The sequence below is a fragment of the Helicobacter hepaticus ATCC 51449 genome (genome assembly GCF_000007905.1).
GTDB lineage: Bacteria > Campylobacterota > Campylobacteria > Campylobacterales > Helicobacteraceae > Helicobacter_C > Helicobacter_C hepaticus.
This window is the reverse complement of record NC_004917.1, coordinates 1,146,994-1,160,795: the sequence shown is the minus strand read 5'-3', so window position 1 is coordinate 1,160,795 and position 13,802 is coordinate 1,146,994. Positions and strand designations below refer to the sequence as shown.

11 protein-coding genes are annotated in these 13,802 nt (G+C 36.6%); 2 read left to right on the top strand and 9 right to left on the bottom strand.

Going from position 1 to position 13,802, the window contains the following annotated elements; genetic code table 11:
• Nucleotides 1-65: 65 nt before the first annotated feature.
• Nucleotides 66-590, top strand: coding sequence for a hypothetical protein (locus HH_RS05770; protein WP_011116032.1), 525 nt, complete (start codon nucleotides 66-68; stop codon nucleotides 588-590).
• A gap of 15 nt (nucleotides 591-605) precedes the next feature.
• Here HH_RS05770 and HH_RS09550 read toward each other — a convergent pair whose 3' ends face one another.
• Nucleotides 606-752, bottom strand: a complete 147-nt coding sequence (locus HH_RS09550; protein ID WP_011116031.1) for a hypothetical protein — start codon at nucleotides 750-752, stop codon at nucleotides 606-608.
• Nucleotides 753-793: 41 nt separating this feature from the next.
• Nucleotides 794-3,586 (bottom strand): isoleucine--tRNA ligase, encoded by a 2,793-nt coding sequence (gene ileS / locus HH_RS05765; protein ID WP_011116030.1) that lies wholly within the window; start codon nucleotides 3,584-3,586, stop codon nucleotides 794-796.
• Between the two features lie 114 nt (nucleotides 3,587-3,700).
• On the opposite strand from ileS, the gene HH_RS05760 reads away from it, so the two are divergent.
• A complete protein-coding gene (locus tag HH_RS05760) occupies nucleotides 3,701-4,639 on the top strand; it encodes a fumarylacetoacetate hydrolase family protein (RefSeq protein WP_011116029.1) in 939 nt (312 codons plus the stop codon).
• Here the strand turns inward: HH_RS05760 and HH_RS05755 are convergent.
• From HH_RS05755 to lpxA, 7 genes are all read right to left on the bottom strand, one after another.
• On the bottom strand, nucleotides 4,636-5,883 hold the full coding sequence (locus tag HH_RS05755; protein WP_011116028.1) for a hypothetical protein: 1,248 nt from the start codon (nucleotides 5,881-5,883) through the stop codon (nucleotides 4,636-4,638). The two genes, HH_RS05760 and HH_RS05755, sit on opposite strands and share 4 nt — an antisense overlap.
• A gap of 20 nt (nucleotides 5,884-5,903) precedes the next feature.
• Nucleotides 5,904-7,346: an ankyrin repeat domain-containing protein gene (locus HH_RS05750; RefSeq protein ID WP_011116027.1), complete on the bottom strand. Its 1,443-nt coding sequence runs from the start codon at nucleotides 7,344-7,346 to the stop codon at nucleotides 5,904-5,906.
• 159 nt (nucleotides 7,347-7,505) lie between these two features.
• Nucleotides 7,506-9,746 (bottom strand): hypothetical protein, encoded by a 2,241-nt coding sequence (locus HH_RS05745; protein ID WP_226989475.1) that lies wholly within the window; start codon nucleotides 9,744-9,746, stop codon nucleotides 7,506-7,508.
• Complete coding sequence (mreC, locus tag HH_RS05740; protein ID WP_011116025.1) at nucleotides 9,727-10,614, bottom strand: rod shape-determining protein MreC; 888 nt, start codon at nucleotides 10,612-10,614, stop codon at nucleotides 9,727-9,729. The genes HH_RS05745 and mreC overlap by 20 nt, the downstream gene beginning before the upstream one ends.
• Before the next feature lie 8 nt (nucleotides 10,615-10,622).
• Nucleotides 10,623-11,657: a rod shape-determining protein gene (locus HH_RS05735; protein ID WP_011116024.1), complete on the bottom strand. Its 1,035-nt coding sequence runs from the start codon at nucleotides 11,655-11,657 to the stop codon at nucleotides 10,623-10,625.
• 82 nt (nucleotides 11,658-11,739) lie between these two features.
• The gene (clpX, locus tag HH_RS05730; RefSeq protein ID WP_414843409.1) at nucleotides 11,740-13,011 is read right to left on the bottom strand and encodes an ATP-dependent protease ATP-binding subunit ClpX; all 1,272 of its coding nucleotides are present in this window, start codon (nucleotides 13,009-13,011) and stop codon (nucleotides 11,740-11,742) included.
• 1 nt (nucleotide 13,012) lies between these two features.
• A complete protein-coding gene (lpxA, locus tag HH_RS05725) occupies nucleotides 13,013-13,801 on the bottom strand; it encodes an acyl-ACP--UDP-N-acetylglucosamine O-acyltransferase (RefSeq protein WP_138091790.1) in 789 nt (262 codons plus the stop codon).
• Nucleotide 13,802: the final 1 nt, after the last annotated feature.

Here is a 13,802-nt window from a genome sequence, read left to right as displayed (position 1 = left end):
TTTGATTTCATATCTTAACATTTGGCATAATTGACATATAATATCATTTTTTATAAGGATAAAGAATGAATGCCCAACAATATTTCATCATTACGCAGAAACATTTTCTTTTTCTCTTGTGCCTTGTGTGCACAATCGCTTTTTATGGCTGTATCCAATCTCAACAAGAGAAGGCACAAAAACAAGCTATAGAAGGTTATATGCAGGGTTTATTTGGGGGAGATTTAAATAAATTTGTGCAATATTCAAGCTATGGCTACGCACTAGATTCTATGAATCAACGTAATCTTGCTAATTTGTTTGTAAGCGCAGAAAGCACAAGAGCAAAAATAAATGGTGGTTATAAAAATGTAGAAATACTCTCCATTACACAACCCCCAATCTCGCAAGAGCAAGATTCACAGGTGCAGATTCAAAAATCCTATGATGATTCTCAATACAATGATACCAACAGAGACAATAAACCTATGCCAACTGCTAGGGCAAATGTGCGTGTAGTTTTTGGCAAAGGCACACTTACATCTGATATAGAACTTGTCAATTATGAGGCAAATAAATGGATTATCAACACTATGCTAACTTTAAAATAATATACACTCATAAAATCACATTTTTGGAGGACGAAAATATCGCAATAGCCCAAATGCTATTGCTGCACACAAAAGAACAACAATAATGCCACTAAATGCCTCAAAATAACCAAATGGTTGGCTCAAATCCCACACGTGAAATCCTAGAATATCAAAACCCATTTATAACCTTTTATTTATATCTCATTTTTACGCTTCTCAAACTATTTCTTAGTTTGAGCTATCACTGATGTGCATCTTTTGCATAATTTACCTTCACTTTCCTCTACAATAAATTGCCAACATCGCTCACAACGACCATTTTGTGCTCTATAAATAACAAATTCCTCTTTATCTTCAAGCATAAATCGTGCTAATTCCTCCTTGTCTTTACACTCCTTCCCACATACACCAGAGACAATAAGCCATCTATCAAGCAAAGCAAATTCTTTCTCTTGCGGACTTTGAAGTAATACCTCAAGCGAAGATTTAACAATCTTTTGTTTTTTGAGATTATCTAAGGATTCGGTAAATTTCTCACGCACACGCAAAAGTCGCGTAAAATCCTCATTTATTTCAAGATTATATCCCTGTGCACAGCTTAACTTTGGCAAATCAAAAATGGATTCATATTCTCCTTTCAAAGCTGCACTTGAATGTCTAAAAGCCTCATCTGCAGTATAAGTAAGCACAGGTGCGATAAAATGCAGCACTCGCCTTAAAATCATTACTAATGCACTTTGTATAGCACGACGCCGTAGGGAAGATACATCATCACAATAGAGTATATCCTTACACAAATCCAAATAAATACCGCTTAGCTCATTAATCAAAAAGCTCATTACTACCTGAAAAGCCTTAGCAAACTCATATTCATCAAAGTATTCATACGCCTCATCAAAAACTCTATCGCACACACTTAGAATCCACCTATCAATCACGTCAAGTTCATCTTTTTCCACCATATCTTGGCTATTTTGTGAGGCATTTGCAAGGAGAAATCGGATAGTATTGCGAATTTTGCGATATTGCTCACCTACTTGTTTAAGAATCTCATCGCTAATATTTTGGTCGCTCTGATAATGACTAAGTGCCACCCACAAACGCAGAATCTCACTTCCTTGAGTTTTGATAATTTCACTTGGAGAGATAACATTCCCTTTGCTTTTACTCATTTTCTCACCATTTCTATCAAAGGTAAAGCCGTGCGTAAGAATCTGTTTATAAGGTGCTCTCTTAGCTATTGCACAAGAAAGCAAAAGTGAACTTTGAAACCATCCCCTATGCTGGTCGCTTCCTTCAAGATACATATCTGCCGGGTGAGAGCCCGCATCATAGTTATTTCCTGCACCCTTATATTCATTCTCAAGCACCGCGCTCCAAGTGCTCCCGCTATCAAACCATACATCAAGTATATGTTTGCTCTTTGTGAGATTCTCTGCTAAATGCTTATGACTTGGAGGCAGAAGGTCTTTTATCTCATAGCTCCACCACGCATCACAGCCCTCTTTTTCAAAAATACAAGCAATATGCTCAAGCACCGCCTCATCAAGCAAAGCAACATTCGTTATCTTATCAATCAAAAATGCAATAGGCACACCCCAATCTCTTTGTCGAGAGATACACCAATCAGGGCGGTTTTCAATCATTGAATAGATTCTATTTTTTCCATTTTGTGGATAGAATCTCACCTTGTCTAACTCTTCCAAAGCTAACTCTTTAAGCGTTTTGCCTTGATAAAATGGCTTATCAAGCAAGATAAACCATTGCGCAGTAGCTCGGTAAATCACAGGTTTATGCGAACGCCAACAATGTGGATAACTATGGGTAATCACATCTTGTTTTAAAAGTGCTTTCCCCAAAATCTTAAAAATACTCTCGTGTGTATCAAAAATATTTTTACCCACAAACTCATTAGCAAATTCTTTAGGCACAAGCCCCATAGATTCTATAAGAGGGCTAAAATTCCCCCTATCATCAACAGGCATAATAACTTCAAGCCCATATTTAAGTCCTATATAATAATCATCTTCACCGTGTCCTGGCGCAGTATGCACTGCTCCTGTGCCATCATTTATGCTTACGTGCTCTCCCAAAACAATAAGAGAAGTTCTTCCATTAAGAGGATTTATGGCTTCAAGGCGCTCAAATTCTTGTGCTTTAAACTCACGCTTACTTATACCAATGTCTATATTTTCACATACTTTTTCAAGCAATGCTTTTGCCACAATATAACCCTTATCGGTGAGCACATAAGATTCACTAGGATTAAGTGCAATACCTACATTCGCAGGAAGTGTCCAAGGCGTAGTTGTCCAAATAATCACTTTACCTTGTGAAATTCCAAGTGATTGCAAGGCAGAATCCGATAAGGTAAAAGCGACAAAAATAGAATCTGATTGCTTATCTTGATATTCTACTTCCGCATCAGCTAATGCCGTCTCACACGCCCAACTCCAATAAATAGGCTTGGAGCGTTCAGCAAGCAAACCTTCTTTCACAAGCTCTATCAAAGAGCGATAAATTTGTGCCTCAAAAGCAAAGTCCATTGTTTTATACGGATTCTCAAAATCCCCCAAAACTCCTAATGCCTGAAATTCATCAGATTGAATCTGTATAAATTTTTGAGCGTGATTGCGGCAGAGTTCGCGCAATTTTGTTTTATTCAAGTTATCTTTTTTTGCCTTGCCAATCTTTTGCTCCACTTGTTGTTCAATAGGCAATCCGTGGCAATCCCAACCTGGTGTATAACGGATATTTTCTCCCTTAAAGTAATGATATTTCACAATAATATCTTTGAGAATCTTATTGAGTGCGTGCCCTATATGTAAATGTCCATTTGCATACGGGGGTCCATCGTGCAAGCAAAAGTTTTTAGCACCACTATGAGCATTTTTAAGTTTAGAATAAAGCTTCTCATCGCGCCATTTTGCATAAGTATGTGGCTCATTAGCAGGGAGATTCCCCCTCATTGGGAAACTTGTATCAGGCAAAATTAAAGTCTCTTTGTAGTCCATTACTACTCCCTATTCAAAAATTAAAACAATGGCAGGATTGTAGCAAAAAATCCTAATTTTTAAACGCTTTGTGCTAGAATCCTTAGACTTTGACTTAATTTAAAGGAAATAAAAATGCAATTTATAAGTTTTGTGCCCTATATTTGTGATTTCTCTAGGGAATCTCCGCCTTTTTCTCTCTATGCACAACCTCATCAAATTGGTATTCTCCAAGAACAAAAAGTTTATCCACTTTCAACGCTTATACAAAGCGATATTCCTCATATTTACACAGATATGAATACTTTTATCTGTCTTCATACTCCAGATATGCTTAATACGATACAAACAAATATAAAAAATACTCACGCTTTTTCTCTTGCAGATATTACACTCCTAGCTCCTATTCCAAAGCCAAAACAAGATGTAATTTGTTTAGGCATTAATTACCTTGAACACGCCAAAGAATCTGCAGCCTATAAAAATGAGATTTTTGACCAAAAGCGCGAAAATGCTGTCTATTTTAGCAAACGTGTGAATTATGCTACGCCTCATAATGCACCTATTCCCTTGCACAGCAACCTCACTCAAAAGCTTGATTATGAAGTAGAGCTTGGGGTAGTCCTTGGTTCTCATCTTTATAAACCTAAAAATATGCAAGAAGTTATAGATTCTATCTTTGGCTATACTATCATCAATGATATTTCTTCAAGAGATATTCAGCAAAAGCACAAACAATGGTATATGGGAAAAAGTCTTGAGGGAAGTTTGCCTATGGGACCTTGTATTGTAAGTGCCAGAAGCATTGATGCGCAAAATCTTGCTATCAAAAGCTATGTCAATGGCGAACTAAGACAAGATTCTCATACTTCATTGATGATTTGTAATATCACTGCTGCACTCTATGAGTTATCACATTATTGTATGCTCCAAGCAGCTAGCATTATCTCTATGGGGACTCCAAGCGGCGTTGGTATGGGGTTTAATCCACCAAGATTCTTAAGCAATAATGATGAGATAGTTTGCGAAATACAACACATTGGCTCATTACGCAATGTCGTTATAGATTATTAACTCAAAAGTTCTCTTACCATTTTACGCACAAATGGGGCATTATGCGTAAGATTTAGTTCTTTAGCAGCTCTGTGTGAGCAAATCTTTAATGCCATAATCTCCTCACTGCTTAGAACATTTAGAGAATCTGCTAAAGATTTTATAGCAAAGTCTTTGGCAACAACGATATTGTTATATTTATCACCAAATCCTTGTAATTGCTCTATCGGAGGTATAAGCACTGCTAAACGCGATTGGATATATTCAAAAAATTTATTAGGCAAAGTGGCGAGGAGATTATGGTTATGCGACGGAATATAAAGTAAGCCTATGTCATAATTGTTTCCAAAAGGCACAATTTGCTCCAATTTCACAGGTGGTAGTATTCTTACTGCTTTGCCTTGCTCTTGCAACTGCGCAATACGAGATTGTATTTTTTCACGAAACGCATTCTCTCCACCTGTAAAAATAAAATCAATACAAAATCGTTCATCAAGATATTGGCACATTTCAATGACTTTATCAATATCGCGATTGCGATTTAATGCTCCGTGATAGAGAATCTTTATTTTATGTGCATTTATAGGCGTTGGCTCAAGTGGATAATATGTTGGAAGCGACATCAAAAGATGAACCTGTAATCCAAAATGCTCCTTATACAACTCACAAAATCGTGGCGACACGCTTAAAAGTAAATCTGCTTGAGATGCAAAGTAAGTGCAAAGATAAGTATTAAAGCGCTTAAAAAGCAATCGCCAACGCAATGAACTTGTATTTTGCAAAGGATAAAATTCTCTTGCATCAAAAATTACCTTTGTATCACTCTTTTTGCCACATTTATGCCCACTCTTTTCTAACCCAGCAAAAAGCACAGGCAAAAGCAGCAAATCGTGGCAAATCACGACATCATAGCTTTCCTTACATAAATGTTCTATAATCGCCAAACGATTTGGAATAAAACTAAGTTTATCCCATCGCCTTAAAGCTACATTAATCCATAACTTTAACTCACCCCACACATTGCGTTTTTTATAAGTGGGATAGCTAAAGCTTTTAAGGTTATACGACCCCCCCCCGCCGTTTTGCACCACTACGGGTGGCATTGGCGTGCCATTTTCATTATCAATACCCATCACGCTTACATCATAATCATCTTTTAGCACCTCAATCATTCGCATAGGACGAGGACAAGTATTAATATTTGCTGCTGCAAGAATCAAAATGCGTGGCTTTGCCTCTGCTTTACGTGCCTTATGTTCGCACAATATCTCTTCCTTCTCGTATTTTAGGGATTTATAGTCTCTATCGCTTGGTTTATAAGCTCTTTGATACGCGATTGCTTCTCTGGCTCCAAAGAATGAAAAAGTGTTCTTGCATATTCACTACTCATTCGTTCAAGCTTATTCTCACCAATAATATCTAATGCACTTGTTTGATAAAATAAATCTTTTTGCATAGGATTTGCACCTGCTTTGAGTAATGCCTCTACTGCATTGACTAACCCATATTTGACCGCGTCATTTAGAGGTGGATACCTTTCATCTTTGATATCTGCGCCTGATTGTATTAAAAGCACTGCGAGATTCCCCCTCTCTAGCTCTAATGCTGAAAAGAGTGCATTTATGTTATCCCCCTCACGTGCAAAATCTTGTGCATTGACATCACCCCCAGATTTTATAAGCAATTCTAAAAGCGGTATGCGGGCTTTATCTTCCTCTTTTGTGCGCTCTTTTTCATCTTTAATAGATAAAAGTCCTTTGCTTTTACCCTCTACAAGCGCAATAATAGGCGTAGTTCCATTATCTTGTGCGCGTAAATTTACATCTGCTCCGTGTTCAAGCAACAATTTTGAGATATGATAATAATTGTTTGTAGCCGCCTCAAGGAGTGGCGTTGTATAATATCCTATAACATTTGGATTTGCTCCAAGCTCTAATAGTGTAGCTACTAACTCATCATAGCCAAATTTTGCAGCAAGAAGCAATGCACTCTGTCCTTCATACGCATATATATCTTTAGAAACTTCTTGTTCCTCTTTTAAAACTTCATCAATGTTATCACTCTGCAAAAGCTCTGCTATACACTTTATACCCACTTTGCCATTATATGTGCGCACTACCTCTACCAAACGAGGATTAGCAATGCGGCTTATCTCCTGCTCACTCAAATTATTTACGCTCTCATCAAAGCTTTTAGAATCTAGTGCGCCCTTGCTTTTTAAGTATTCCTCTATCTCCTCACTTGAACCAAGTGCCACGCGCAACACACTATCGCCTTGTGCATTTTTCGCATTTACATTAGCCCCAGCTTCTACAAGAGTTTTAACCTTATCAAATATACAACCCTCTGCTCCACAAAAAAGCGCGTAAAATAATGCACTCTGTCCTTGCTTATCTGTAGCATTCACATCTGCACCTTGTGCAAGAAGATATTTCACCTCATCATCACTCCCATAGGCTGCAAAAAACATAAGCAAAGTCTCTCCATTGGAATCTTTAGCATTAACATCATATTTTTCTAACCATTTTTGAGGACTTTGTGAGCGCAAACTTCTTTCTTCATTGATAAAAGTTTCTTTGGATTGATTTTGTGATTCTTTGGTTTGGCTCACATTTTCTTGTTGCACTTCTTGATTTTTCTCTTGCAGGTTTTGCTTTATCTCATTTTCTTCATTACCACACCCTACAAATGCACTTATCATACATAGCAATATAAGCCATTTTTTCATTCCCACTCCTTTTTTATTTCATTTTGAATTTAAATATTACCAAAATTTTAACAGAATTTGCTCTAAAATCACTCGAAAATAATAATGCAACAAAAGAGAGGTTGATAAAACAAAATTGTTTTAAAAGGTGTTTTTGTGATGATTTCATACCAAAGCAAATTAGAAAGCAATTGCTTCTTTAAATGCTTGCACTCCTTTTATTTCTCTAAACTCATCGCTTGCAGCCCTTCCATAAGCTATTACAGCTCTAAGAGATGCTATTTTTTGTGTTTGTTTTTTTGTAAATAATTCAACTAAAGCTTTTCCCTTTTGAATGTAATCTTCTTCAGAAAATGCAATAAGGGGTAAATGGGATTCTATAAGAATAGTATGGGTTTTCTCACACTCCTCTTTGCCCTTAAGCGAACCATCGCGATGAGGGAGAGTTGCCCATTGTGCTATCCATTTCTCTAAATGCTGCGTGCGCTCCTCTTTGCTTTGTTTGCTCATCACAAGGCTTAAGCCACCTTTTGCCACATATTCAATACGACTTTCACCTTGCTCAAGCGGAAAACTATCAAACCATATATCAATGATATGCCCATAAATAGTGCTATCAATATAGCCTGTGAAATATATGCGCTCTAAAAATATCTCACCTTTTGCCTTGTCTGCAAAACAATCCATAATGCACTCACGGATAAGTGAGCTATTGCCTCCTCCACAAGCTAGATAAATACTTTTAGGAAAGCAAAGCATAATCTCAATCACACAACGCCAATATTCGCGCGATTGCAATTTTACTAAACGCCCGATACTTCCTAGAATTACAGCATCTTGTGGAAATTTTAGACGAATAGAATCTATTTGCTGTTTAGATTCTAAAGTAAGAGGTGGATTATAGAATCTCTCCTGCATTTTCACAGGCACACCATAAAATTCATAACCTTCGTGAACAATACGTGGCTTGTTTTGGCAAATATGCGTCATTTTAACATCAATACAAGACAAATCATATACAAAATTGCCGTGAGAATAATAAATTTGTAAAGGAGCACTTCTTGATGCAAGAAGAAAATCACTTATACCATAGCCATTATTTGGGCTTATAAGTATTGAGATATTATCGCGATGAAATGCCTCTTTAAGCGCAAGTGCTTTTTGAAAATGAGAATTGTAGAATCCTTTTGCATTAAAAGGTGAGACAACATCAACAACACTTATGCCAATCTCTTCATAAGAGCGGACAATGCGCTCATCATTTGCGCTTTTTTCAATAAGATTCATTGTATAAACTTTTATTTCGTATTTTTGTAAAAATGCTTCATCGCGCATCAAATTACTTAAAAGGCTATATTCAACCTTATAGGGAGAATTTGCCACAAGCCTATCGCGCAAAATTCCAATGCGGATTTTATCACTTTGTTGTTTTTTGGAAACACCATAAATACCTTGATTTTTGGCAAATTCCTCGTAATATTGCACACTTACCCTATCAATTTCATCACAGAATCTGCGCCATTGCTCTTGGTGATGAAAATTATTGCCACAGAAATGATATATGAAAAACTGCATATACATTGCCTCATCAATGCTTTCTATATCACCCTTTTTAAGAAGCACATAAAATATTTCTTTCCACAATGGATATAATTCAAGCCACAAATGATGATTAAAAAAATGTGAAACATTCCAAAAACAATGCAATTGCCAGTTTAGAATACTTCTTTTTCTGATAGTAGAATGAGCAAAATAAGTTTGTGGCTCAAGCTGTATTTGAAGTGCGGATAACAATAAGCGCATATCTACACCAAGTGCCTCAAAACGCTCCACAATAAAGCTTGTATGTTCAAGCGAAGAAGGAATATTGATATCTATGAGAATCACAAGTGAAATATATTCGCATATTATATCTTCAAAATTGTGCATTGTGCTTAGTGCTTTTGAAAGTATATAAAGTTCAATGAGCAAAAGGTTTTCAACATCGCTTATTCCATTGGCAAAAAGGCTTTCCTCTGCCATTTTATTAAAAATTGCAAAACGTGTATCAACCTCAAAGCGTGTCTTTGCCAAAGAATCAACAAAAAGTAAAATGTTAAAATATTCTACTCCACAAATATGCCCTTGAGAAAGGAAATTATAGATTTTTTCCCTTATAAGAGAGATTATATCCATAAGGATTTTTTCACCTTCTTGATGAGATTGAATCAGGATTATATCATCACGTTTTAAGCCATAAAGCTCTCTCATAAGAGAATCAACTTGTGCTTTGCTTGTAGCAGTATTCAAGGCATTAATAAAAATATGCAAAAACGCCAAGATTTGCTCTGTAGTTTGGGTAGAAAATTGTTGAAAAGAAGTTGTAGGCTCTGACCAAGCAGAATCTAATTGCACAAAAGAGTTAGGGTTGCTTTTCTTCATTTTCGGAAACTTGGGTAGTAGGCTGTGGGATATTTTCAATTTGAAGCGACTCTTCTGGGGCATCTTGTATGCTTAGTTGAGGGATTTCTCTGTCAATAATCCATACATAAGATAGCTCTCCTACACTCGCGTATGGCTTCACATCAACACTCAAATAACCATAATTTTCTTGCACATCTTCAACTATACCCACAGGTATGTTTTCCAAAAATATACCATCAAGTCCACTTGTAAAAACCTTGTCTCCCTTATGAATTTCAATCCAATCAGAAATATAATCCACAAGTAATTTGCCATTATGGGAGCCAGATACGATACCCATTGCTTTGTTCTCGCCAATATATACATCATAATGGCAATTTTCATTGCCATTTAAGAATCCTTCAATACGCCCATTTTGATAAACTGCCACACCAAGTGCTACATTATCTTTTACAATCCCAAAGATTCTATCCTCTAAGTTCCCGTTTTGATGATAACGACTTAAATCAGTATTGAGCCATACTCTATCACGTTGCCCTAAGGTTGCAAATGAAATAATGCGTGCAGGATGAATTTCACTTGTAGCATAGGTAATGCCACCCATACCAATGAGCTTACGTAGCTTATCTCTATCATCTTGAAGAGACTGAATCTCAAGTTTAAGCTTGTCATAATCTTGCATTTTTGCGCTAAGCGATTCTATCTTCGTAGCTTGGTCAATATATTTGTTATAAGTATTTACTATACCCTCTTTGGAATCTAAAAAAAATATCTTAGCATAATCACTTACAGAAAGCATCTTAACTTGAATGGATTTATCAACTTCCATTAAGACTAAGATACAAATGAAAAAGATAATCCCAAAAATAAGGAATTTATATCTCATATTTTTCTCTAATCAAAAGCAAGCTGATTGAGCAAATCCAAATCTTCCATTGCTTTACCCGTGCCCTTTGCTACACAAAGCAGCGGCTCTTCACCTACATACACAGGCAAACGAACAATATCAGAAAGATATTTATCAAGCCCTTGTATCAATGCACCACCGCCAGTAAGCACTATACCATTTTCAACAATATCTCCTGCTAAATCAGGTGGCATAGATTCTAACACACTTTTAAGCGCATTGCTGATTTCGCGAAGCTGCTCTTTCATTGCCTCACGCGCATCTTCACTTGTAAGCTCAATGGTATTAAGCAATCCGCTCACTTGGTCGCGCCCACGCACTTGCATAACAAGGGGTTTTTCCATCGGTGAAGCTGAACCAATCTGAATCTTAATTTCCTCACCTGTGCGCTCGCCAATTAAAAGATTAAACTTCTTTCTTACATAATCTACTATTGCTGTATCGAGCTTATCACCAGCGACTCTGATTGATTTGCTAATAACTAAACCTCCTAAAGAAATCACACCAATCTCTGTTGTGCCACCACCAATATCAATAACAAGATTACCTTTAGATTCCTGAATCTCAAGCCCTGCTCCAATAGCCGCTGCCATAGGTTCTTCTATTAAAAATACTTCTCTAGCACCTGCACTCATTGCAGATTCTTTAACTGCCTTTTTTTCTACTCCTGTCAAACCATAGGGCACACATACCATAATCCGAGGGCGAATAAGCGCTTTGCGTTTATGTGCTTTCTCGATAAAATAACGAATCATTCTCTCCGTCATATCAAAATCTGCTATAACACCATCTTTCATTGGACGAATTGCCTGTATACCATCAGGAGTTTTTCCTAGCATATCCTTTGCTTCTTTCCCCACAGCAAGAATCTTCCCTGTGCTGAATCTATCAGCTTGCACTGCCACTACGGAAGGCTCATTGATGATGATACCCTCTCCTTTAACCAAAACCAAAGTATTTGCTGTCCCTAAATCAATCGCAATATCTTTGGAAAAAGTCCCAATGAGTCTATCCACCAACATAAAAGCTCCTTAAAAAATATTACAAAATAATTTGTGCATTATACATTCTAATCCTTTGCTAAACCTTTTGTTTTATGTTAAATTAAGCTCTTTTTTGTATATTTCTCTTTTTTTTAACGCGAAGAGGACTTTGCTTGTCCATAATACATTCTTTAGAAATGGTAATTTCATAACCTGCAAGCTCTGGTAAATCATACATTAAATCAATCATTGCTCCCTCCATAATAGACCTTAAGCCTCTAGCACCTGTTTTTCTTGCAATAGCAAGTTCGGCAATCGACTCAATGGCATCTTTTTCAAAATGTAATGTTGCACCATCAATTTCAAAAATTTTTTGGTATTGTTTTATAAGTGCATTTTTAGGTTTTGTGAGAATCTCTACCATTGCTTCTTTGCTAATTGGAGAAAGTGTTGTAATCATATGGAGTCTGCCGATAAGCTCTGGAATCAACCCATAGCTAATAAGATCATCAGGTTCTACATATTTGAGTAAAGCATCTTCTTCGCTTTTACCTTTTTTCTCTCCGTGAAATCCAAGCACATTTCCACCCAAACGTCTTTTAATAATATCGCCCAACCCATCAAATGCACCGCCGCATACAAATAAAATATCGCTTGTATTAATTTGCACAAATTCTTGATTAGGGTGCTTTCTCCCACCTTTTGGGGGAATATTTACCACACTACCCTCAATAATTTTAAGTAATGCTTGTTGCACGCCTTCTCCTGATACATCACGTGTAATAGAACGATTTTCAGAAAGACGCGAAATTTTGTCAATCTCATCAATAAATACAATACCTTTCTCTGCTTTTTTGACATCACCATCAGCAGCTTGAAGAAGTCGAGTAAGGATATTTTCTACATCTTCACCCACATACCCTGCCTCTGTAAGACTTGTCGCATCAGAAATAGCAATGGGAATGTCTAAAAAACGTGCTAAAGTCTGTGCCATTAATGTTTTTCCGCTACCTGTTGGACCAATGAGTAAAATATTTGATTTAGAGAGCTCTACATCATCTTGTAAAATTGGATTTGGCATTTCTTCTTCAGAAAGACTATTTGCTTTGATACGTTTATAATGATTATATACTGCGACTGAGAATACACGTTTTGCTTCATCTTGTCCTATCACATATTCATCAAGTTTGGCTTTAAGTTCTTTTGGTGATGGCGTTTTAATGTCTATTGCTTCTTGATCTTGTTGTGGATTTTTATTCAAATAACCTGTCAAAATTTCACTTCCAACAATCAAACAATAATTACAAATATATACATCTGGAGTAATCCCTGAATTAATGATAGGATTATCTAAACTTTCTTCTTTATTGCAAAAACTACATCTTTTTTTTATTTCATTCACTTTGCACTCCTTTAAAGGGGATACCACGTGTAGTTGAAAGGATAAATTCACAAATATAGCGGATAGTGTTATTTGGATTCTTATCAAGTTGAGATTGAGCAAGTTCCCGAATGGGTGCACTGCGCGAAAAAAGAATCTTATACACACGATTTATTTCGTCAATTTCTTCACGTGTAAAAAGTTTTCGCATACGATGTTTATTTAATCCTCTAATATAAGCCCTATTGCCTTCTGCCAAGCAATATGGAGGCATATCCTGTGTTAAAACAGAGCCTCCTGCTATCATACAACCATCTCCGACTTTGACAAATTGATGCACGGGTGTCAATCCCCCGATATTAACATAATCACCAAGCTCTACGTGCCCACCAAGCGTAGCATTATTTGCAAGAATACAATCATTTCCTACAATGCAATCGTGTGCTATATGGACATAAGCCATAAATAAATTTCTATCGCCTATTATCGTTTTTCCTCTTCCTCCTGCAGTGCCGGGATTAAGTGTAGTAAATTCACGAATCAAATTATCATCTCCGATGATAAGCTCTGTCTTTTCTCCCGCATATTTTAAGTCTTGTGGTGGCACACCAACAGCAGCATTATTAAAAACCTTGTTGCGCTTACCTAGAGTTGTGCAACCACTTATATGCACATAATTGCCTATGATACATTCATCACCAATGATAGTATTCTCATCAATAATGCAAAATTCGCCAATTTGGACATTTTTTCCTATTTTTGCGCCTTCTTTAACAATACTTGTTTTTCCTATCATATATATT